Here is a 21,912-nt window from a genome sequence, read left to right as displayed (position 1 = left end):
TGGTAGGAGAAAAAATGGAAATCGCAGAAATTGTAGCTCACTTGCAAGGTATTACTGCCATCGCGGTTGCTTTGTTAATTGGCTTAGGTGCTTTTGGTACCGCTATTGGCTTTGGTTTATTGGGTGGCAAATTCTTAGAAGGCGCAGCTCGTCAGCCAGAAATGGTTCCTATGTTACAGGTTAAAATGTTTATCGTTGCGGGTCTATTAGACGGGGTAACCATGATTGGTGTGGGTATTGCTTTGTTCTTCACCTTCGCAAGCCCATTCTTAACTGAAGTTTTAAAACACATCCCCAGTTAATATATTTAAGGAGGATGTAGCGTGAACATTAATGCCACATTACTTGGCCAGATGATCACATTTGTTTTGTTTGTTTGGTTTACCAAGCGTTTTGTTTGGCCGCCCATTAATAAAGCACTTGTTGACAGGCAAGATAAAATCGCAGACGGGCTTGCTGCGGCCGAAAAAGGTCATGCAGAACTTAAAAGAGCGCAAGAGGTTTCTACGCGCGAAATTAAAGAAAGCCAAGAAAAAGCATCAAAAATAATTATTGAGGCGCAGAAGCAAGCGGATCATATTATCGATGGTGCTCGTCAAAAGGCGCATGAAGAAGGGCAGCGTATCATCGAGCAAGCAAGCCATGAAGTAAATCAAATGGTAAGTGATGCAAAAGAAGCATTGAGAAAGCATGTAACAGAGATCGCTTTGTTGGGTGCTGAAAAATTGCTAGAGAAAAATATCGATGAAGCGTCACATTTACAAATGCTTGATAAATTGGCACAGGAAATTTAAAGATGGCATCTGAATATACAGTCGCTCGCCCTTATGCAAAAGCCGCTTTTGAGTTTGCTGCCTTAAAAAAGCAATTAGCTCAATGGTCAGAGATGCTCGAGGCAGCAAAGTCGATTATTCAGAATGAAGCTGTTGAAAACATGTTGAAAGATCCCTGTGTGTCTGCCGATCAAGTCATGGCGTTTATCTATTCAATTGATGCTCAATTGTTTAATTCTGATTTTAAAAATTTTCTAAATGTATTATCGGAAAATAAACGCCTGCCTTTTATTCCCTACATTTCTGAACATTTTGAAACACTTCGTGCAGAAGCAGAGCAAGTAATGAATGTAGAAATTACTTCTGCATTCGAACTTAGTGATAAATACAAAGAACAGTTCATCCAAGCGCTGAAAAAACGCATGAAATGTGAGATCGCATTGTCTGCCAAGACAGATGCAAGCATTTTGGCTGGAGCGATTGTTCGTGCTGGTGATTTACTCATTGATGGCTCATTACGAGGTAAATTGGCTCGTTTAAATGATGCAATGGGAATTTTCCATTAGGATACTTAACAAAATTTAGAGAAGATGGTTATGCGATTAAATTCTTCAGAGATAAGTGAACTTATTCGTCAGCGTATTGAAAGTGCTGATGTAAATGCAAAAGCACGAACAGTAGGTACCATTATCAGTGTGGGTGACGGTATTGTTCGTATCCATGGTCTAAATGATGTGATGCTGGGCGAAATGATTAAGCTCCCTGGCGACATCTATGCAATGGCGCTTAACTTGGAACGTGATTCCGTTGGTGCCGTGGTTTTAGGCGCTTGTGAACATTTGGCAGAAGGTCAATCTGTTGAATGCACCAAGAGAATTTTGGAAGTTCCTGTTGGTGAAGCATTATTAGGCCGCGTTGTTGATTCTTTAGGGCGTCCTATTGATGGCAAAGGCGAAATCAAAGCAAGCCAAACTTCTCCAATTGAGAAAGTAGCGCCTGGCGTAATCGACAGACAATCTGTAAACCAGCCTATTCAAACAGGCTTGAAATCTATTGATGCGATGATTCCTGTTGGTCGTGGCCAGCGAGAGTTGATTATTGGAGACAGACAAACCGGCAAAACAGCGATTGCGATTGATACTATCATCAATCAAAAGGGCACCGGTGTTAAATGTATTTATGTTGCTGTTGGGCAAAAAGCCTCATCTGTTGCGAGCGTTGTAAGAAAATTAGAAGAATATGGCGCAATGGAACATACCATTGTTGTTGCTGCAACAGCGAGTGAAGCTGCTGCGCTGCAATTTATTGCACCTTATGCCGGTTGTGCAATGGGTGAATATTTCCGTGATCAGGGCGAAGATGCATTGATCATTTATGATGATTTGACGAAACAAGCTTGGGCATATCGTCAAATTTCTTTGTTATTGAAGCGCCCCCCAGGACGTGAAGCTTATCCTGGTGACGTATTTTATTTGCACTCTCGTTTGTTAGAGCGTGCGGCGCGTGTGAACGCTGAGTATGTTGAGAAATATACAAAGGGTGCAGTTAAAGGTAAAACAGGTTCATTGACAGCCTTACCTATTATTGAAACACAAGCAGGTGACGTTTCTGCTTTCATTCCAACAAACGTTATTTCCATTACAGATGGTCAGATCTTTTTGGAAAGTGATTTGTTTAATGCGAATATTCGACCTGCGATTAACGCTGGTTTATCTGTTTCTCGTGTAGGGGGAGCAGCACAAACGAAGGTTGTTAAAAAGCTGGGTGGTGGTGTGCGACTTGCTTTGGCGCAGTACCGTGAATTGGCATCTTTCTCGCAATTTGCATCTGATTTGGATGAGGCCACACGCAAACAATTGTCTCGTGGACAACGCGTGATGGAATCAATGAAGCAAAAGCAATATTCACCACAATCAGTTGCTGAACAAGCGGTGGTTTTATTTGCGGTGGATAAAGGTCATCTCGATGACGTTGAACTAAATTTAGTCGTTACTTTTGAAAAGCAATTGCTCGATTATATGAATAGAGAGCAAAAAGAGCTAATGGCAGAAATTAATAGCAAAGGCGATTTTAATGATCAAATTGAAGCAAAAATGAAAGCAGCAGTTGAATCATTTAAATCGAAGCAAACTTGGCAATTAAAACAAGGCGAGTAATGAATGTCAGGCGCAAAAGAGATACGCACAAAGATTAAGAGTATTAAAAGTACTCAAAAGATAACACGCGCGATGGAGATGGTTGCGGCGAGTAAAATGCGTAAGGCACAACAACGCATGAATGAAGCCAGACCGTATGCAGAAAAAATTGCGACGGTTATCAGCCATGTGGCACATAGCCAGCCTGAATATAGGCATCCATACATGATTTCACGAGAAGAAAAGAATGTCGGTATCATTCTTCTCTCTTCTGATCGTGGTTTGTGCGGTGGCTTGAATGCAAATATGTTTCGTTATTTGCTACAAGAATGCGAGCGTTTTGAAAAAGAAGGTAAAAAAGTTTCTTTTTGCGCCATTGGCTCGAAAGCTGAGGGATTTTTGAAAAGATTCAAAGTTCCTATTTTGGCATCTGCGAGCAAAATAGGTGATCATCCTGAAATTGCAGATGTCATTGGCCCTGTTGGCGCAATGTTAAAGTCCTACGATGACCGAAAACTAGACTCTTTGTATATTTATCATAATCAATTTTTAAATACGATGAGTCAAAAGCCGGTTATCAAAAAAGTATTACCCATTGTGCCTGATAATGTGAATTTTAATGTTGAACCATCTAAGTCTAAATTCTGGGATTATATTTATGAGCCAGATGCCAAAGAGCTGCTTGATTTATTACTCACGCGCTTTTTAGAGTCTCAGGTTTATCATGCGATTGTTGAGAATTTTGCCTGTGAACAATCAGCAAGAATGATTGCGATGAAAAGCGCTTCAGAAAATGCCGGCGAGCTAATTGATAGCTTACAGCTTGTTTACAATAAAGCCAGACAATCTGCCATTACTCAGGAGCTTTCTGAGATTGTCAGTGGCGCGGCAGCCGTTTAATTATAACTTTTATTTAGACCCGTTAAAGGGGAGTGTGAGCCTAAAATGAGTACAGCTGAAACCCTATCTGTTACAAAGCAAACAATTGGTAAAATTGTTGAAATTATTGGTGCTGTTGTGGACGTTGAATTCCCTCGTGACAGCGTGCCCAAAATTTATGATGCCTTATTGGTTGATGGTGTGAACCTCACTTTAGAGGTGCAGCAACAATTAGGGGATGGAATTGTTCGTACCATTGCAATGGGTACAACAGATGGTCTCATGCGCGGTATCAGCGTTAAAAATACACTTGCACCGATTATGGTTCCAGTGGGTCAAAAGACTTTAGGTAGAATTATGGATGTTTTGGGTACTCCTATTGATGAGAAGGGACCCATTGGTGAAGAACAACGTTTATCGATTCACAGACCGGCGCCTTCTTACCAAGAGCAGGCTGCCAGTGAAGAGTTATTAGAAACAGGTATTAAAGTTATTGATTTGATTTGCCCTTTTGCTAAAGGTGGTAAAGTAGGTTTGTTCGGTGGTGCCGGTGTAGGTAAAACCGTTAACATGATGGAGCTCATTCGTAACATTGCAATTGAGCACAGTGGTTACTCTGTGTTTGCCGGTGTGGGTGAAAGAACCCGTGAAGGTAATGACTTCTATCATGAAATGAGAGAATCCAGCGTTCTTGATAAAGTGTCCCTTGTGTATGGTCAGATGAACGAGCCACCTGGAAACCGTTTACGTGTTGCTTTAACGGGTCTTACAATCGCTGAAAGTTTCAGAGACGAAGGTAGAGACGTTCTATTGTTCATCGACAATATTTATCGTTATACCCTCGCGGGTGTGGAAGTATCGGCATTATTAGGTCGTATGCCATCAGCGGTAGGCTATCAGCCTACGTTGGCTGAAGAAATGGGACGTTTACAAGAGCGTATTACCTCTACCAAAACGGGCTCTATTACTTCTATTCAGGCTGTATACGTTCCCGCAGACGATTTAACCGATCCATCTCCTGCAACAACTTTTGCGCACTTAGACGCGACCGTTGTATTGTCAAGACAAATTGCTGAATTAGGTATTTATCCTGCGGTAGATCCATTGGATTCAACCAGCCGTCAGCTTGATCCTTTAGTGGTCGGTAATGAGCACTATGAGGTTGCACGCGGTGTACAAGGAACCTTGCAAAGATATAAAGAACTCAAAGATATTATTGCTATTTTGGGTATGGATGAATTATCAGAAGAAGACAAGCGTGTTGTTTCTCGCGCACGTAAAATTCAACGTTTCTTGTCACAGCCTTTCTTCGTTGCAGAAGTATTTACAGGCGCACCTGGTAAATATGTGCCATTAAAAGAAACCATTAAAGGTTTCAAAGGCATCATTGAAGGCAAATATGACGATTTGCCTGAGCAAGCGTTTTACATGGTGGGCAGCATTGAAGAAGCTGTGGAAAAAGCCAAAAAAGTATCTAATTAAAGCTAATTATTGAGTTATTTTATGCCAAATCAAATGCAATTAGATATCGTAAGCGCAGAAGCTGAAATTTTCTCAGGAAAAGCAGTGCGTATTTTCCTTACGGGGATTTTAGGTGAGTTAGAGATTGTGCCTGGGCATGCGCCTTTAATTACGGGTTTAATGCCTGGTCCGGTTCGTATTCGTCTTGATGCTGATAAAGAAGAAGTAATTTATGTGACTGGTGGTGTCTTAGAGGTTCAGCCTGAGCATGCTACCATTTTGGCAGATACGGTCGTTAGAGCAAGAGACTTTAATGAGTCAGAAGCTATCAAGGCGAAACAACAGGCAGAAAGGTTGCTCAATGATAAGCAAGTCGATATTGATTTTGCTCGTGCACGTGCAGAGTTGGCAAGAGCGGCTGGTATGTTAAGAGCTATTCAGGAAATGAAGAAAAAGGGCAAGATTAAATAAGCTGAGCGCACGCATTCGAATGTTCGCAGGCGTAAAAATGGTTTAATTGGGTGGCTTGTCCACCCTTTTTGTTAAAGTAAAATAAGGTAGACAAATTTATACTAAGGTAGCCACATGGATTTGAGTGTTGTCATACTCGCTGCAGGACAAGGTACACGGATGAAATCACCTTTGCCTAAGGTGTTGCACCCTATTGGGGGCAAACCAATGCTTGCGCATGTCATAAACACTGCCAAAGCACTAAACCCACAACAGATTATCATTATTCATGGTTTTGAAGGTGATTTAGTCAAGCAAACTTTTCATGATGCTGACTTAACGTGGGCGGAACAACCACATCGTCTGGGCACAGGCGACGCGGTTGCAAAGGCATTACCCCATATTCCTGCACATCACCGCGTTTTAACGTTATATGGTGATGTGCCTCTTATTGCTGTGGATACATTAAAGCGCTTATTAACGGCCACACCTACAGAAGATGTTGGTTTGCTCACGGCTCTGGCAACCGATCCAACAGGATTGGGTAGAATTATTCGCAATGAAAAAGCTAAAGTTGTGCGTATCGTAGAAGAACGTGATGCCAATGATATTGAAAAGCAAATCCATGAAGTAAATACGGGTATTTTTGTGGTAACACAAAGCTTATTAGCTCGATGGGTGCCCCAGTTAAAAAATAATAATGCGAAAGGCGAATATTACTTAACAGACATTATTCAGATGGCCGCGCAGGAAAATATTTCTGTTGCTACTTCCGTTCCAAGTGTGGTTGAAGAAGTATTGGGGGTTAATGATAAATCCCAGCAAGTAACGGCAGAGCGCTATTATCAACGTCATGTGGCTGAAAATTTTTTGAAAGATGGTGTTTGTATTTCTGATCCAGCACGCTTTGATTTAAGAGGTTCTTTGCAAGCCGAACCTGATGTGGTCATTGATGTTAATGTCGTCTTAGAAGGCCACGTTAGCATTCAGAAAAACAGTAGAATTGGTCCAAACTGTGTTTTAATTAATTGCAAAATTGGCGAAAATGTTAGTGTTTTAGCTAATTCTTATCTTGAAGATGTTGTTATCGGTGATAATTGCAGCGTTGGACCCTTTGCACGATTGCGACCTGGTACTCAATTAGATCAAGATGTACACATTGGTAATTTTGTAGAGGTTAAAAACTCAAACATTGGCCAAGGCTCTAAAATTTCTCATTTGAGTTATATTGGCGATACGGTTATGGGCAAAGCCGTCAATGTGGGTGCGGGCACCATTACTTGCAACTACGATGGTGCAAATAAGCATAGAACCATCATTGATGATGGTGTTTTTATTGGCTCTGATACACAGCTCGTTGCACCGATTAAAATTGGCAAAGAAGCAACCATCGCCGCAGGAAGTACAGTGGTTAAAGATGTGCCAGCTGATAAATTAACCATGACACATCAATTACAGCAACGCTCCATTGAAGAGTGGCAGCGACCAACTAAGCTTGCCACAGTGACGCATTCTCATGCTTCATCTTTAGAAAAAGATGTGGTACCTGTGGAAAAAGTTAAATCTAAATAACGAGAGGTTTATTACTATTATGTGTGGGATTATTGCTGTTGCTTCTCAACGAGATATAGCGCCTATACTTATAGAAGGCTTAAAAAGGCTTGAATATCGAGGATATGATTCCGCGGGGCTTGCCGTATTAGATAAGCAAGAAAATCTCTCTCGTGTTAGAGCACGAGGTAAAGTGCAAGAGCTTGCCCTTGCATTAGAAAAGAAAACACTATTGGGAAAGATTGGCTTAGCACATACACGTTGGGCTACGCATGGCCAGCCCAGTGAGCATAACGCTCACCCACATATTTTTGAAGATAAACTTGCACTTGTTCACAATGGCATTATTGAAAATTTCAATCAGCTTAAACAAGAACTTGCACATAAAAATTATCAATTTACCTCTGAAACAGATACTGAAGTTGTGGTTTACTGCCTGGGTGAGGAGTTAAAACGCACGCCTTCATTATTAGAAGCAGTACAAAAAACGATTGCTCGTTTGGAAGGTACTTTTGCATTAGCCGTTATTAGCAAAGAGAAACCCAATAATATTATTGCGACGCGTAGAGGCAGCCCATTGGTTTTAGGGCTTGGTATTGGCGAAAATTATATTGCTTCTGATGTTTTGGCCTTACTTCCTTTTACACAAGAGATCATTATCTTAGAAGAGGGAGATATCGCCGTTGTTTCACGAGATGAGTATGAAATATATGATGAACAAGGCAATAAAGTTAATCGCCCTATCAGGAAAACTGATTTAAGTGTTCAAAGTGTTAGTAAAGGCAATTTTAAGCATTTCATGCAAAAGGAAATATTTGAACAATCTCATGCTGTTTGTTCTGCAATAGAAGGCCGATTGTTGCAAGATGATATTCAAGATGCGGTGTTTGGTGCAAATGCCTCTGATATTTTCGATAGAACGAAGAATGTACAAATTGTTGCTTGTGGTACGAGCTATCATGCAGGTCTTGTTGCCAAAAACTGGATTGAAAATATTGCCGGTATTCCTTGTCAAGTTGAAATAGCCAGTGAGATCAGATACAGAAGAGAAGTGGTTCCTGCTGGCACATTATTTGTTGCGCTTTCACAATCGGGCGAAACAGCGGATACCTTGGCAGCATTAAGAGGTTTGAAATCGGAGCATTATTGTGGAACGCTTGGTATTTGTAATGTTCCAGAAAGTGCCTTGGTTCGTGAATCCAAGTGTGTTTTATTAACACATGCAGGCCCTGAAATTGGGGTTGCCTCAACGAAGGCATTCACAACCCAGCTTGTTGCATTGCTTATGCTCACGCACTGCTTGGGTAAACGTAATGATAAAGCCAAAACAGATGAAATGCAGATCGTTGCACATTTAAGAAAACTTCCCGCACTGTTGGAAGAAACCTTAAAGCTTGAGGAAACGATAGAGAGATACTCTGCATATTTCGAAGAGAAGCAACATACTCTTTTTATTGGGCGCGGGACTAATTATGCAATTGCTAAAGAAGGCGCGCTTAAATTAAAAGAGATTTCCTATATACATGCGGAAGCTTATCCTGCAGGAGAGCTAAAACATGGTCCCTTAGCATTGGTTGATAAACATATGCCCGTTGTTGTGGTTGCAAGTTACGACGCAATGCTCGATAAATTAAAATCAAATATTCACGAAGTAATGGCACGAAATGGTGAAGTAATTTTAATTGCTGAAGAAGGTATGAATTTAGAATTGGGCACTGATCTTAAGCTTGTTGAAGTCCCCAAAGGTGGTCCGTTATTATCGCCTATTCTTCTAACGCTCCCCTTGCAGCAATTGGCATACCATGTTGCTTTAAGAAAGGGCACAGATGTTGATCAACCCAGAAATCTGGCCAAGTCTGTTACCGTTGAATAAAGATTCTTAGATGTGTGGTCGTTTTGCTTTACATGCAACGATAGAAGAAATTGTTGCGCATTTTAGCTTAAAAGAAAGCTTTAGTATGCGGCCGCGTTATAATATTGCGCCCACCCAAACCATTCCTATTATGCTTCATAATCACCGTGGCGTATCTTTTAGCCGATGGGCTTTTTTACCCAGATGGGCAAAAGCAGTCAATGGTGCAATCCCACAAGGGTATATAAATGCACGTAGTGAAACGCTGATGGAAAAGCCTGCTTTTAGCGATGCATTTAAAAGCCAGCGCTGTATTATTCCTATCTCTGGTTATTATGAATGGAAAGCATTGCAAGGTAAGAAACAGCCTTTTTACATTTCTTCGCGCGATAATGCTGTCATGGGAATTGCAGGTATTTGCTCTGTTTGGCAGGAGTCTGCTTGGGAAAAAATAATGACTTGTGCAATTATAACGAAGCCCGCTGTTGCTGATTTTGTGAAAATTCATGATCGAATGCCTATGATTTTACAGCCTCATAACTACAATTCTTGGCTAAATCCTAAGGAAAATTTGCTTAATTTAGAAAAATTGCTTGCCGATGAAACACTGCCTGTCTTGCAAGCTTTTCCTGTCTCCTTGCACGTAAATTCTCCGCATAATGATAGCGCTGTTTGTATAAAACCTCTTTAATATTGAAAAAATAGCAAAAGTTCTTTACATATAGATAGGGCATTGGCATAATCGCTGGCTTATTATTATACTAAAAAACGAATGGAGTTTTACATGTCACTAAAAAAATCAACTAAAACATCAATGAAGAAAAATATTCAAAGCGCACAATTCAAAGAAAAAACCCGCGCAATCAAAGAGCGTCAATCACGCGCTGAAATTTTTCAACATATTGCTAACGAAACTGGCATTAAGCGTATTGATGTAGAAGCTGTTTTTGATGTGATGGCTAAATTGGTCAAGTCTCATTTAGCAAAAAAAGGCTCTGGTGAAATTATTATTCCTAAATTAGGTCTTAAAATTCGTAAAGTACGTCGTAAAGCAACTAAAGAACGTACAATGATTAGCCCATTAACAGGCAGTGAAGTTGTTATTCCATCTAAACCTGCGCGTGATGATGTGAAATTGGTTGTATTGAAACCCCTCAAAGAAGCCGTCCTTTCTTAATAATCTTCGTATTTATTTCTTAGGCTTTGTTGCCCTGTGTTTTTGCGAGGCTTGGCGCCTAGCCTACATTAAGCCCTGTGATTGCAATGTTAATCACAGGGTTTTTTATTGAGGTGTTTTCAGGATTTTTGATTAAAGAACTTCGGTATATTTTGCCAACAATCTTGATAAGATTTCTGCAAAGCACTGGTTTGCATGCCAAATTCAGTAATTTGCCAAGGCAAACGACTCTCAAACATAAAGGCCAGCGTATTTTCTTGTTTAATGGGCAATAGCGTCTCATGCATTCCTTTTTCTGCTGTATCACCATCTGGGCCATGCGAAGACATGCAATTGTGCAAGCTGCCACCACCCGGTAAAAAACCTTCATTTTTTGCATCATAATGACCATGAATGAGTCCCATGTATTCGCTCATAATATTACGATGATAATAAGGGGGTCTAAAGGTGTGTTCTGCAACCATCCAGCGTTCTGGGAAAATCACAAAATCAAGATTGGCCAGTCCTGGTGTGGCCGTTGCTGAGGTAAGAACCGTAAAGATAGAAGGATCACAATGATCAAAACTTACTGTATTGATAGTATTAAATAAGCGTAAATCATATTTGTAAGGGGCATAGTTGCCATGCCAAGCAACAACATCCAGCGGCGCGTGATTGGTTTGGGCTTGCCATAATTTATTCGCATATTTGCATATAATATTGAATGTGCCAGTTTTATCTTCAAAATGTGCTGTGGGGAATAGAAAATCTCTTGGGCTGGCAAGACCATTACTACCGATAGGACCAAGATCTGGTAAGCCAAAAGGTGCACCAAAATTTTCGCATATATAACCTTTGATAATTGGATCAATTAATTCAACCTGGAATTTGACACCTCTGGGTATCACGGCTATTTCACTGGGGGCTAGGGTTATTATCCCGAATTCAGTTTTCAATGTTAAGCGACCAAGATAGGGGACTATTAGCCATTCGCCGTCAGCAGAATAGAAGAAATCATCGTTCATATTTTCGTTTGCTGTGTACAGATGGATTGCCGCCCCTTCTTGTACGAGAGGGTTACCATTTTGGATCAAAGTTTGACAACCAGCAATAAAGGATTGCTTTTGTGTAGGATCTGCCAATGGATCCCAGCGCAGCTGATTGGGAATAGCGTAAAGTTGGTTTGAGTCTTGAGCCAAGGTCATATTTTTTAAAGGTTGAAATGATAAATGACTAACTGAAGGTAAAATGCGATACAGCCAAGTTCTCAAGTTGTGTGAACGTGGTCTTGTGAAAGCACTGCCACTTAATTGTTCCGCGTATAGGCCGTAAGCAGGCTTCTGAGGAGAGTTTTGTCCATGAGGTAGGGCATTGGGCAGCGCCTCAGTTTGCAAATAACCACCGAAACCACTTTGATATTGAAATTCTTCTGACATATTACATCCCTACTGATTTGGTTGATTGTCTAAATATTTGTTGCAGCCTTGCTGGTTGCTATCCGGCCTCGACTTGGATAGACTCAATTTCTCGAAAAATGAGAACGTTATCATACTTCAATTATGGCTTCCTTCCATAGGTCAGTAAATAATATGGTTCCTTCATGCAAAATAATAAAGACAAACAATCTTATCTGTTACCCATTGCAATGTTTGCAGTGGCAACTTTTTTCTACCTCTATGAATTCTTGTTGCGTGTTTCACCGAATGTTTTAGAGAAAGAATTATTTGTTGCTTTTGGTATGGATGCCAAGGCTTTTGGTTTATTTACATCTTGCTATTATTGGTCTTATGCTGCTTTACAATTACCTGTTGGCGCCTTAACAGATAAATATGGCCCAAGACGATTGCTTACCTTTGCGATTATGTTGTGTGCTGTGAGCACTTTTATGCTCGCATTAACAGAGAATTTCTTTTTAAGTTGCGTGTCACGCTTTTTAATTGGTGCAGGTTCAGCGTTTGCTTTTATTAGTTGTATGAAAATCATTAATATTTGGTTTGCACCGCGTTTATTTCCCTTATTAACAGGTTTGACTTTAGCGATAGGAACCCTAGGCGCTGCCGTAGGGGGGAACCCACTTTCTTTGGCATTGAAATTTTTAGATTGGCGGACTTTGCTGCATGTCATCGCTATTGTTGGTATTGTCTTAGGTGTTGTCGCTTGGTTATTGATCAAAGATCAAAATCCGAATCATCCCGATACGTTGTTGCGGGAAGAGGGCGCTAATCCAGGTTTTTGGCAGTCGCTGTTTACCGTTGCGAAGCAACCTCAAAATTGGCTTGTCGGTATTTATGCTTTTTTTGTGACGGCGCCCACAGATGCTTTTGGTGGTGCATGGGGGGTAAAATTCTTAACGGATACACATGGCTTAAGTAGAGAAATAGCCTCTAGTGCCGCCGTTACCATGACCTTTGTGGGAATGGCGGTGGGCAGTCCATTGCTAGGTTGGATATCCGGTAAATTGGATAGTAGAAAATATCCAATGTTATTTTCAGCCTTATGTGCAGCACTTGCACTGAGTTTAATCATTTATTTGCCTCATCATAATGGATGGACGGCATCACTCTTGTTTTTCCTCTTTGGCGCAACAGGTACTTATGTGTTGGCCTTTGTTATGATTCGTCGCATCACTGAATCTCAATATGTTGCAACCGCTGTTGGGTTTGTGAATATGCTTTCAATGGTGGGTAGTGCATTACTCACTTATGTTATTGGCTGGTTACTTGATTTTATGCGGATGGGCGCTGTCAATGATGCAGGCGTACCGTTTTATTCCGTCTATGATTTCCATGTCAGTCTATTTGTCTTGCCATTATTTTATGTGTTAAGCGCTGTTCTAATGGTTCCCTTTATTGTAGATAAGAAGGATAAATAATGTCCCTGTCCCCAGAGTTTACACAGCATATATTAGATCCCTTAAACAGAGAACAGAGAAATGCAGTAACATCCAGTGCCAAATATTTACGTGTTTTGGCTGGGGCTGGTAGTGGAAAAACACGTGTTATTGTGCATCGTATCGCATGGTTTTTAGCAAGTAACCAAGCGTTATCAAGCAATATTTTAGCAGTGACCTTCACAAATAAAGCTGCTAATGAAATGAGACACAGAATTGATCAGGTATTGAAAGCATCACATTCTCACATGTGGGTAGGCACCTTCCATGGTCTAGCACATCGTATTTTAAGGCGGCATCATTCGGTATTAGGCTTGCCTGAAAATTTTCAGATTATTGATTCTGATGATCAGCAACGCATGATTAAACGTATCATCAAAGAAATAGGCTTAGATGAAGAGGTTTGTGAGCCTAAGCGCGCGCAATCCTTTATCAACAAACAAAAAGATGAAGGTAGAAGACCACACGATGTTCTAAATGCAATGATGCCTGAGATTGCTATGTTTGCAGAAGTTTATCGTGTTTATGACAATGCGTGTAAGCGTGCCGGCTTGATTGATTTTGCCGAGATATTATTGCTTGCCTATGAATTGTGGCGTGATCATAAAGAAGTATTAGCGCAATATCAGAGCCAATTTAGTCATATCTTAGTTGATGAGTTTCAAGATACAAATACCATTCAATACCGATGGTTGTCATTGTTATTTGGTGAGAATAATTTTATTACCATTGTAGGTGATGATGATCAATCTATTTATGGATGGCGTGGCGCGCGTGTTGAAAATATTCATAAATTTAGTCAAGATTTTAAAGGCACAGACACGGTGCGTTTGGAGCAAAATTATCGCTCTACGCAAACCATTTTAAAGACAGCAAATCATTTAATTGCAAATAATGAAGCACGTTTAGGTAAAGAGCTTTGGACAGAGCACGTCCAGGGCGAGCCTATCACTTTATATGGTGCTTTTAATGAAATAGATGAATCAAAATTTATTGTAGAAAGAATTCGTAAATGGCTTGAGAGTGGCGGACATTTAAATGATGTCGCTATCTTATATCGTTCTAATGCGCAATCACGTGTTTTAGAGCAAGCATTGCGTCAAGGAAATGTGCCGTATCGTGTTTATGGTGGTTTGCGATTCTTTGATCGCGCTGAAATTAAAGATATATTGGCTTATTTGCGTTTAGTGGTAAACGTTGATGATGATACTGCTTTAGAGCGTGTTATCAATATGCCGCCACGTGGGGTCGGTGAAAGAACATTGCAAGGCTTAAGAGATATTGCAAAAGAGAAAACTGTGTCTTTGTGGGCTGCAGCACAACAAAGCGTGCCCACGATGAGTGCAGGGCGAATTCGCAATGGATTATTGCAATTTATGCAAACCATTGAGGCAATGCAAGAAGCGGTTGCTACGCTTACACTACCTAAATTAGCAGAAAAAATATTGAATGAATCTGGCATGATGATGTATGTGAAATCACAACCCGGTGAAAAAACACATGTGCGCGTTGAAAACTTAATGGAGTTGATACAGGCAACACAGCAATACCACAAAGGCTTTGAAGAAGAACAAGGTCAAACAGAACATAGCATGCAATCATTACCGGCATTTCTTTCTGAAGTTGCGCTGGATGCGGGAGATAAAGAAGGTGAAAATGAGAATGCTGCAAGTGTAAAATTGATGACACTGCATTCTGCAAAAGGATTAGAGTTCCCTGTTGTCTTTATGGCGGGTATGGAAGATGGCCTTTTCCCTCATCATCGCAATACTGAAAAGCAGCCCTTATTAGAAGAAGAGCGGCGTTTATGCTACGTTGGTATTACAAGAGCTATGCAAAAACTCTATTTAACCTACGCAGAGAAGCGTGCTTTTGCTGGATTATCTGGCAGTAATAGACCTTCGCGATTTATTAATGAGCTGCCCAAACATCTCATTGAAACGATTAAATTGAATGTAAATACAGATGCTCCAACGGCTTTTCGTAAAATACCTGCAAGTAATAAAGTGAGTAATATTAGCAGCGATTTGCCCTATGCACTTGGACAGCGTGTGCGACATGCGCGTTTTGGTGAAGGTGTGGTTATCTGCGGTGAAGGAAAAGGTGAGGCGGCTCGCATTCAAGTTAAATTCGAAAGAGAAGGGTCGAAGTGGTTAGCATTGGCTTATGCTAAACTCGAAACTGTTTGAGGCTTTGCCATCTGCTTTTATATCGTGTTATTTTCGTTCGCAAAGTGAACATTTTACCCTCTCCCAAAATTGGTAGAGGAAAAAATCATTCGCTACGCTCATTTGTAGAAGAAAAGGTGCGCGTCCCCCTTCAAAAAATGGGATCCAGATTCGCAATGTTCATCGATAAGGAAAAACCTGTTCGTTATTTTAGTATTGCTTTTGCTAATTTAAGAGCATATAACAAAAGTTGGGCTTTATTTTCCAAGGATGGAAAAGATGTTAGACTTGTTAGCTGATGAACTTTTATTAAACATCACCCAGTATCTACCCTTAAAAGCTCGATTGCAGTTTGCTGCAACAGCGCATCGAAATTATCGCTTAAGTGATGATTCCCTTAGTCTGAAGAAAAAATTATTGGAAATTTCAGCACCTCTTGCTGTTGAGCCTACGTTACATTCTTACCATCATTACTGTAAAAGTCGTATTATCCGTTTTAAACAAGAGATAGCTTTCTTCCAATCAAGACAAAATGATGTCTTAGCTATTTTAGGAAATACACCTTTTGAAACATTATTTTTGATAAAATTACTGAAGAAAGCCACAGAGATAAATTTTCATTTTGAAAGATCAGGAGATGAGAAATACATTGTTCAATTTGATCGTGTATTAAATATTTTGAATGCCCGTTTAATTAACCGACAACTGAGAAAAGGCCTAAACACAGACAATCTCGAATTATCTTGTATATCACGGCTGCCTGAACATATTATCACACAGCACGAAGAGTATTTTCGAACTGTGCGTCGTTGTCAATTTCAGGATAATTGTTTAGAAACTTTGCCAGAAAATATAGATTGTTTCGAAGCGTTACAGTCTTTAAATCTGTATGATAATCCCATTAGCTTTTTACCACGTTGTATTGGGCGTCTTGCCAATCTTGAATATTTTTATTTGAGTGATGGATTTTTAAGAAAATTACCAACAGAATTTTTTGATCTGATAAATCTAAAGTGGCTGGCATTGAGCAATATGCAGCTTGAAATTTTGCCCAAGGATATAGAAAAATTACAAGCATTAACTTGGTTATATTTAGGCAATAATCGTATAGAAATACTCCCCAAAGAAATAGCGACATTGCCTAAGCTAGGAGAAATATTTTTGGAGCACAATGCATTGAGAATATGTCAGTCATCGGAAATTAAGAAATTTTTTAAGCTTAGACGTATTGATTGGAAGAACGTGCTAAAAACACAGCGTTCATTGCTGCATACTAAGATTGAGAGCGCAGAAGATCGTATTGATGGTCTGAGATGTTTGGCTTTAAATTTGGAAGAAGCGCCATGCTATTTGCCGATGCGAGAGAGAGCTAGAAGCAGCACAGGAAATATTGAATCTTTAGATTTAGAAACGACAAAGTTGAAAGAGCGGTTTGAGCAATTGAGTTTTAGATCTTAAGTGAAGTGATTGAGAGCCAATTCTTAAAAATTTTCTTAAATTCATTTGGATCTTTAAGCGTAATAGATTCGCCGATTGGTGGGAAATGTTGATTGACGGTTCTCGTTAGCCAAAAATGAAAGCTCATCAATTGTAAGAACAAGAGTAGCTCTTGTTGTTCAAGTGTTTCGAAGGGGCGAATCGTTTGATAGCCATTTAATAAAGCGCGAAAATGCACTGGGCTTATATTGAATTTCTTATCTTGCCAGTTGGTACACCAATCATTAATAGCAATCGCAAGATCTAATAACATCACATCAAAACAAGCATAATAAAAATCAATTACGCCGGTTAATTGGTCTTTTTCAAAAAATGCATTATCTCTGAACAAATCGTAATGAATGGTAGATTTTGGTAATAAATCCCAATGAATTTTTTTCTGTATATTCAAGCCAGCTTGAAGTAATTGCTGGTCGTCAAGAGATAGTTTGGTAAATATTTTTAAAGCATGTTCTGTGCGCCATTCTATTCCCATAGGGTTAGATAAGGGTTTAAAGGATTGCGAATTAATATGCATTTTTGCTAAATATAAGCCAATTTGTCGACAATTTTCAGGCGAAGGATGTTGATTGCTTTTGCCTGGTAAAAAAGAGACTAAGCACGCAGGTTTTCCCTTAATATAGCGAATTGAATTCTGATGATTGTCTAATAAGGGGGTGGCACAGGAAAGCGCTTGTTTGGAAAGGAATTCTGTGAGTGTTAAATAGTGTTCAGCGGTTTCTTTATTGAGTACTTCAAATACAGTAAAGATGTATTTCTGATGATTGATATTGAGCAGGTAGTTTGTATTGACTGTCCCTTCTGTAATGCCTTGATAAGATTGTAATTCACCCAAGTTATATGCACTTAAGAAATCAGTTAGCTCACCTTCTGTAATGCTTGTTATCACCGACATTTTCATTCTCGTGTTAAGATGCAAAGTTAAAATTGAGTACTCAAATCACAGGTTAATTCAACATGCAGCCAAAGGAAACAAAAAAACTCGTCTTAGTGGATGGTTCATCTTATTTGTTTAGAGCCTATCATGCACTTCCTCCGCTTACCAACACTAAGGGCGTGCCTACGGGAGCTGTTTATGGTGTTGTAAACATGTTGCGTAAACTGATTAAAGAAGAAAAACCAGATTATTTGGCAGTTATCTTTGATACAAAATCCAAAAATTTTAGACATGCACTTTTTGATGCGTATAAAGCCAATAGACCAGAGATGCCTGAAGAATTGGCCGTTCAAATAAAACCTTTGCATGACATTATTCAATCCATGGGAATTCCACTGTTGGCCTTTGAAGGGCTTGAGGCAGATGATGTGATTGGTACTTTAAGTGAGCTGGGTCACCAGCAGAACTTAGCTGTCTTGATTTCAACGGGAGATAAAGATATGGCACAACTGGTTAAACCCGGTGTGTTGTTAGTCAATACCATGTCAGGCACTGTCATGGATGAAAAAGGCGTTGAAGCTAAATTTGGTGTGCGACCCGATCAGATTATAGATTATTTGGCATTGATGGGAGATAGTGTTGATAACATTCCAGGCGTGCCAAAGGTAGGTCCTAAGACCGCACAAAAATGGTTAAATCAATATGAAACACTGGATAATTTGATAAGCCATCAGAATGAGATCACTGGAAAAGTAGGTGAGTATTTTCGTGCACATATGGAGTTTTTGCCAATTGGTAAGCAGCTTGTTACGATTAAAACAGATTTGGTATTAGAGATTCAGCCTTCTGATCTTATTGTACAGCCACCCGACAACACTGCATTACTCGAATTATATACATCTTTAGAGTTTAATTCTTGGTTAAAAGAATTAGCATTTACAGACAAGGCGTCTGTTCCAAGCAAACAAACGCAGTATGAGACTCTTTTCGAGCGTGAGATGCTGGACAAATGGATCGCAGATATTCAGAAAGTGGGTTATGTGGTTGTTGATACAGAAACAACCAGCATTAATCCTCATTTAGCGGATTTGGTGGGTATTTCATTATCCATAGAGGAAGGTAAAGCTTGTTATATCCCCTTAACCCATCACTATTTGGGTTGTCCTCCTCAGCTTGCCAAAGATTACGTGTTAGATAAATTAAAAGCTATTTTTACAGATAATAAAATTCAAAAGATTGGACAGCATTTAAAATATGATATGCATGTTTTGCATAATCAAGGTATGCAGCTTGAGCCTATTAGTCATGATACGATGTTGGCTTCCTATTGTTATCACTCTACGCAAACGCGTCATGATATGGATAGTATGGCGAAATTCTATCTGAATTATGAAACTATTTCTTTTGAAGCGGTTGCAGGCAAAGGGGTTAAGCAGATTACTTTTGATCAGGTGGAAGTTGAAAAAGCCTCTCAGTACGCAGCAGAAGATGCGGATGTGACACTCAGATTACATCGCTATTTTCAAGCGAAGCTCAAAGAAAATAAAGAGTTACGAGCACTTTATGAAGCGCTTGAAATGCCTTTGGTTGAAGTGTTGTATCACATGGAGCAAGCAGGTGTGTTGGTGGATGAGCAGAAGTTAAATGCTCAAAGCCAAGAGATAGCACATCGATTGGCTGTGCTTGAAGAGGAAGCTTATGTGCTTGCAGGCTGCAACTTTAATTTGGGATCACCAAAGCAATTGCAGGAAATACTCTATGAAAAATTTAATCTGCCTGTCACGCATAAAACACCCAAAGGCGCGCCGTCTACTTCAGAAGAGGCACTGCAAGAATTGGCGCATGATTATGATTTTCCAAGACTGATCTTGGAGCATCGTAGCTTAAGTAAGCTAAAATCTACCTATACTGACAAATTACCTTTATTGATTAACCCAAATACGCGTCGTATTCATACTTCTTACCATCAAGCCGTTACTGCAACAGGGCGTTTATCTTCGAGCGATCCTAATTTACAAAATATACCGATTCGAACAGAAGAAGGACGAAAAATACGTCAAGCATTTATTGCAAAACCTGGATTTGAATTAGTATCTGCTGATTACTCTCAAATCGAATTGCGTATTATGGCACATCTCTCTCAAGATGCTGGTTTGCTAAAGGCATTTCAGGCCAATGAAGATATACATCGTTTTACCGCAAGCGAAGTTTTTGGGGTTGATTTGAGGGATGTCACTGCTGAGCAGAGAAGGAGTGCAAAGGCTATTAACTTTGGTCTTATCTATGGCATGTCTGCTTTTGGCCTGGCTCGACAATTAGACATTGAGCAGGGAGCGGCAAAGGCGTATATGGAGCTTTATTTTAAGCGCTATCCGGGTGTAAAAAATTACATGGATGCGATAAGGGAAACTGCTCGGCAACAAGGTTTTGTTGAGACACTGTTAGGACGTCGTTTGTATTTGCCAGACATAAACGCTAAACAAGCACTTCGTCGAAAGCAAGCAGAAAGAATTGCGATCAATGCACCGATGCAGGGAACCGCAGCAGATATTATTAAGCGCGCAATGTTGCAAGTCTACAAGGCAATTAAAGGTCGAGATGATATTAACATGCTAATGCAAGTGCATGATGAGTTGGTCTTTGAGGTCAAGCAATCCAGTGTTGAAGAAGCCAAACAACTTATTAAGCAGGCAATGGAAAGTAGTATGGAGCTATCTGTGCCACTTTTGGTGGAGATAGGTTCAGGTTTGAATTGGGATGAAGCACACTAATTATATAAAATATTGTAAACGCGATGTGTTTCGCGTTTACAAGTTAATCTGAAAGAATCTAAAAAGTGAACCAATCTGATAATTTCTGACGCGCCTCTTCCAAGCCTAATTGTTTTAAGGCAGAAAAAGTTTGAGCAGTCATATTGGTGTAACCTGTGAGATTCTTGCGAACCTGTAGCAATATGTTATTGCTGACACCACGTTTTAATTTATCACATTTGGTCAGTAATATATGTACAGGTAGATTACATTCTTGAGCAATTTGTAGAAGATTGTGATCTCTGGGGGTTAAGGGATGACGAATATCCATTAACAGCACTAAACCTTGCAAACATTGTCGTTGGCCAAGATAGGTATTTAGAATTTCTTCAATTTGTTGCTGAATTCTTTCGGGCACTTTTGCATAACCATAGCCTGGCAAATCGACAATACGTCTATCATCGTCTATGCTGAAGAAATTAATGAGTTGTGTTCTACCTGGGGTTTTGCTGGTGCGCGCAAGCTTGTTCTGCCCTACAATGGCGTTAATTGCACTTGATTTACCCGCATTAGAGCGACCAACAAATGCAACTTCAATACCGCAGTCTTTTGGGGCTAATTCAAGATTGGGAGAACTTTTAATAAAAGTTACTTTTGAATAGTCAATCAGTGTCGGCTCAGTGGGTATATAATTCATCGTTATTAAAAACCTATTAGTTGACAGACAACCAACACAAATTTTAATATTGACCAGCATCTAAATATGTTGGTATAAGTTGGCAACCTATAACCAGCATTTTAACATGTTAACTCAATTATAGCCTATAAAAATGACGTGGATAATAAGAATGAAATTTAGTTTCCCCCTGCTTTTGTTATTTCTCGTATCTTTCTCGTGCGCGGCTGTTACGGGTAGCAGCGAGGCTGGCAATGCGAAAGTAGAAGCATGCGTTGCTTGCCATGGTGTGAATGGCAATAGCGTCGTGCCCAATTGGCCTAAGCTAGCAGGGCAACATGAAAGCTACTTGGTTAAACAACTCAAAGAGTTTCAACAAGGTGAAGAAGGACCACGCAGTAACCCTGCTATGTATGGCATCATTGTAAACTTAACTGAACAAGATATTGCGGATATCGCTGCTTATTATGCAGCTGAAGAACAAACATCGGGTCAAGCTAAGCCTGAATGGGTTGCTTTGGGTGAAAAAATATATCGCGGTGGCAATCTTGAAAAGAGTATACCAGCGTGTTTAGCATGCCATGGTCCAAGCGGAAAGGGGAATGCGCCTGCTAAGTATCCACGATTGTCAGGGCAGCACAGCGATTATACTGAGCTTCAATTAAAATCATTTAGAGATGGAAGCAGAAAAAATGATCCATCTGGAATGATGCAGCAGATTGCTGCACGTATGTCTGATGATGAGATTAAAGCGGTGAGTAGTTATATTGAGGGACTTCGTTAAACGCAAGGGGCAC

General features: G+C 40.0%; 19 protein-coding genes. 16 read left to right on the top strand and 3 right to left on the bottom strand.

Annotation, left to right across the window (positions count from 1 at the left end; translation table 11 throughout):
• Positions 1-14 precede the first annotated feature (14 nt).
• From atpE to CC99x_RS12460, 11 genes are all read left to right on the top strand, one after another.
• On the top strand, positions 15-302 hold the full coding sequence (gene atpE / locus CC99x_RS12510) for a F0F1 ATP synthase subunit C (RefSeq protein ID WP_057624394.1): 288 nt from the start codon (positions 15-17) through the stop codon (positions 300-302).
• Between the two features lie 21 nt (positions 303-323).
• A complete protein-coding gene (locus tag CC99x_RS12505; protein ID WP_057624393.1) occupies positions 324-794 on the top strand; it encodes a F0F1 ATP synthase subunit B in 471 nt (156 codons plus the stop codon).
• Between the two features lie 2 nt (positions 795-796).
• Entirely contained in the window at positions 797-1,339 is a 543-nt protein-coding gene (locus CC99x_RS12500) for a F0F1 ATP synthase subunit delta (RefSeq protein WP_057624392.1), read from the top strand.
• A 30-nt stretch (positions 1,340-1,369) separates the two neighbouring features.
• The gene (gene atpA / locus CC99x_RS12495) at positions 1,370-2,929 is read left to right on the top strand and encodes a F0F1 ATP synthase subunit alpha (protein ID WP_057624463.1); all 1,560 of its coding nucleotides are present in this window, start codon (positions 1,370-1,372) and stop codon (positions 2,927-2,929) included.
• Positions 2,930-2,932: 3 nt separating this feature from the next.
• Entirely contained in the window at positions 2,933-3,808 is an 876-nt protein-coding gene (atpG, locus tag CC99x_RS12490; protein WP_057624391.1) for a F0F1 ATP synthase subunit gamma, read from the top strand.
• Between the two features lie 45 nt (positions 3,809-3,853).
• The gene (gene atpD, locus CC99x_RS12485) at positions 3,854-5,269 is read left to right on the top strand and encodes a F0F1 ATP synthase subunit beta (protein WP_057624390.1); all 1,416 of its coding nucleotides are present in this window, start codon (positions 3,854-3,856) and stop codon (positions 5,267-5,269) included.
• A 21-nt stretch (positions 5,270-5,290) separates the two neighbouring features.
• On the top strand, positions 5,291-5,719 hold the full coding sequence (locus CC99x_RS12480) for a F0F1 ATP synthase subunit epsilon (RefSeq protein WP_057624389.1): 429 nt from the start codon (positions 5,291-5,293) through the stop codon (positions 5,717-5,719).
• A gap of 114 nt (positions 5,720-5,833) precedes the next feature.
• Positions 5,834-7,270, top strand: a complete 1,437-nt coding sequence (gene glmU / locus CC99x_RS12475) for a bifunctional UDP-N-acetylglucosamine diphosphorylase/glucosamine-1-phosphate N-acetyltransferase GlmU (protein WP_077065394.1) — start codon at positions 5,834-5,836, stop codon at positions 7,268-7,270.
• A 19-nt stretch (positions 7,271-7,289) separates the two neighbouring features.
• The gene (gene glmS / locus CC99x_RS12470) at positions 7,290-9,122 is read left to right on the top strand and encodes a glutamine--fructose-6-phosphate transaminase (isomerizing) (protein ID WP_057624388.1); all 1,833 of its coding nucleotides are present in this window, start codon (positions 7,290-7,292) and stop codon (positions 9,120-9,122) included.
• 10 nt (positions 9,123-9,132) lie between these two features.
• Complete coding sequence (locus CC99x_RS12465) at positions 9,133-9,792, top strand: SOS response-associated peptidase (protein WP_057624387.1); 660 nt, start codon at positions 9,133-9,135, stop codon at positions 9,790-9,792.
• Between the two features lie 93 nt (positions 9,793-9,885).
• Positions 9,886-10,278, top strand: coding sequence for an HU family DNA-binding protein (locus CC99x_RS12460; RefSeq protein WP_057624386.1), 393 nt, complete (start codon positions 9,886-9,888; stop codon positions 10,276-10,278).
• Positions 10,279-10,397: 119 nt separating this feature from the next.
• On the opposite strand, the gene hmgA is transcribed toward CC99x_RS12460, so the two are convergent.
• On the bottom strand, positions 10,398-11,693 hold the full coding sequence (hmgA, locus tag CC99x_RS12455; RefSeq protein ID WP_057624385.1) for a homogentisate 1,2-dioxygenase: 1,296 nt from the start codon (positions 11,691-11,693) through the stop codon (positions 10,398-10,400).
• A 164-nt stretch (positions 11,694-11,857) separates the two neighbouring features.
• Here hmgA and CC99x_RS12450 point away from each other — a divergent pair, with 164 nt between their 5' ends.
• The 3 genes from CC99x_RS12450 (at position 11,858) to CC99x_RS12440 (ending at position 16,773) form a co-directional block, all read left to right on the top strand.
• Complete coding sequence (locus tag CC99x_RS12450; RefSeq protein ID WP_057624384.1) at positions 11,858-13,129, top strand: MFS transporter; 1,272 nt, start codon at positions 11,858-11,860, stop codon at positions 13,127-13,129.
• The gene (gene uvrD, locus CC99x_RS12445; RefSeq protein ID WP_057624383.1) at positions 13,129-15,336 is read left to right on the top strand and encodes a DNA helicase II; all 2,208 of its coding nucleotides are present in this window, start codon (positions 13,129-13,131) and stop codon (positions 15,334-15,336) included. The genes CC99x_RS12450 and uvrD overlap by 1 nt, the downstream gene beginning before the upstream one ends.
• A gap of 258 nt (positions 15,337-15,594) precedes the next feature.
• Complete coding sequence (locus CC99x_RS12440; protein WP_057624381.1) at positions 15,595-16,773, top strand: leucine-rich repeat domain-containing protein; 1,179 nt, start codon at positions 15,595-15,597, stop codon at positions 16,771-16,773.
• On the opposite strand, the gene CC99x_RS12435 is transcribed toward CC99x_RS12440, so the two are convergent.
• Complete coding sequence (locus CC99x_RS12435) at positions 16,763-17,707, bottom strand: homoserine kinase (protein ID WP_158003205.1); 945 nt, start codon at positions 17,705-17,707, stop codon at positions 16,763-16,765. The two genes, CC99x_RS12440 and CC99x_RS12435, sit on opposite strands and share 11 nt — an antisense overlap.
• A 62-nt stretch (positions 17,708-17,769) precedes the next feature.
• Here CC99x_RS12435 and polA point away from each other — a divergent pair, with 62 nt between their 5' ends.
• Entirely contained in the window at positions 17,770-20,460 is a 2,691-nt protein-coding gene (polA, locus tag CC99x_RS12430) for a DNA polymerase I (protein ID WP_057624379.1), read from the top strand.
• Between the two features lie 58 nt (positions 20,461-20,518).
• Here polA and yihA read toward each other — a convergent pair whose 3' ends face one another.
• Positions 20,519-21,136, bottom strand: a complete 618-nt coding sequence (gene yihA, locus CC99x_RS12425; RefSeq protein ID WP_057624378.1) for a ribosome biogenesis GTP-binding protein YihA/YsxC — start codon at positions 21,134-21,136, stop codon at positions 20,519-20,521.
• A 151-nt stretch (positions 21,137-21,287) separates the two neighbouring features.
• Between yihA and CC99x_RS12420 the strand changes: the two genes are divergently transcribed.
• A complete protein-coding gene (locus CC99x_RS12420) occupies positions 21,288-21,899 on the top strand; it encodes a c-type cytochrome (RefSeq protein WP_057624377.1) in 612 nt (203 codons plus the stop codon).
• Positions 21,900-21,912: the final 13 nt, after the last annotated feature.

It is taken from the genome of Candidatus Berkiella cookevillensis (assembly GCF_001431315.2).
GTDB classification, from domain to species: domain Bacteria; phylum Pseudomonadota; class Gammaproteobacteria; order Berkiellales; family Berkiellaceae; genus Berkiella_A; species Berkiella_A cookevillensis.
Note: the sequence above shows the minus strand (reverse complement) of the source record. Positions and strands in the feature narration are given on the sequence as shown.

Bases quoted from the DNA above. Each gene is read 5' to 3' on its own strand.
- CC99x_RS12435 (WP_158003205.1), bottom strand. From the start codon at position 17,707: ATGTCGGTGATAACAAGCATTACAGAAGGTGAGCTAACTGATTTCTTA.
- glmS (WP_057624388.1), top strand. From the start codon at position 7,290: ATGTGTGGGATTATTGCTGTTGCTTCTCAACGAGATATAGCGCCTATA.
- CC99x_RS12450 (WP_057624384.1), top strand. From the start codon at position 11,858: ATGCAAAATAATAAAGACAAACAATCTTATCTGTTACCCATTGCAATG.
- CC99x_RS12440 (WP_057624381.1), top strand. From the start codon at position 15,595: ATGTTAGACTTGTTAGCTGATGAACTTTTATTAAACATCACCCAGTAT.
- CC99x_RS12465 (WP_057624387.1), top strand. From the start codon at position 9,133: ATGTGTGGTCGTTTTGCTTTACATGCAACGATAGAAGAAATTGTTGCG.
- glmU (WP_077065394.1), top strand. From the start codon at position 5,834: ATGGATTTGAGTGTTGTCATACTCGCTGCAGGACAAGGTACACGGATG.
- CC99x_RS12460 (WP_057624386.1), top strand. From the start codon at position 9,886: ATGTCACTAAAAAAATCAACTAAAACATCAATGAAGAAAAATATTCAA.
- CC99x_RS12500 (WP_057624392.1), top strand. From the start codon at position 797: ATGGCATCTGAATATACAGTCGCTCGCCCTTATGCAAAAGCCGCTTTT.
- CC99x_RS12420 (WP_057624377.1), top strand. From the start codon at position 21,288: ATGAAATTTAGTTTCCCCCTGCTTTTGTTATTTCTCGTATCTTTCTCG.
- CC99x_RS12480 (WP_057624389.1), top strand. From the start codon at position 5,291: ATGCCAAATCAAATGCAATTAGATATCGTAAGCGCAGAAGCTGAAATT.
- atpD (WP_057624390.1), top strand. From the start codon at position 3,854: ATGAGTACAGCTGAAACCCTATCTGTTACAAAGCAAACAATTGGTAAA.
- atpA (WP_057624463.1), top strand. From the start codon at position 1,370: ATGCGATTAAATTCTTCAGAGATAAGTGAACTTATTCGTCAGCGTATT.
- atpG (WP_057624391.1), top strand. From the start codon at position 2,933: ATGTCAGGCGCAAAAGAGATACGCACAAAGATTAAGAGTATTAAAAGT.
- uvrD (WP_057624383.1), top strand. From the start codon at position 13,129: ATGTCCCTGTCCCCAGAGTTTACACAGCATATATTAGATCCCTTAAAC.
- atpE (WP_057624394.1), top strand. From the start codon at position 15: ATGGAAATCGCAGAAATTGTAGCTCACTTGCAAGGTATTACTGCCATC.
- yihA (WP_057624378.1), bottom strand. From the start codon at position 21,136: ATGAATTATATACCCACTGAGCCGACACTGATTGACTATTCAAAAGTA.
- hmgA (WP_057624385.1), bottom strand. From the start codon at position 11,693: ATGTCAGAAGAATTTCAATATCAAAGTGGTTTCGGTGGTTATTTGCAA.
- polA (WP_057624379.1), top strand. From the start codon at position 17,770: ATGCAGCCAAAGGAAACAAAAAAACTCGTCTTAGTGGATGGTTCATCT.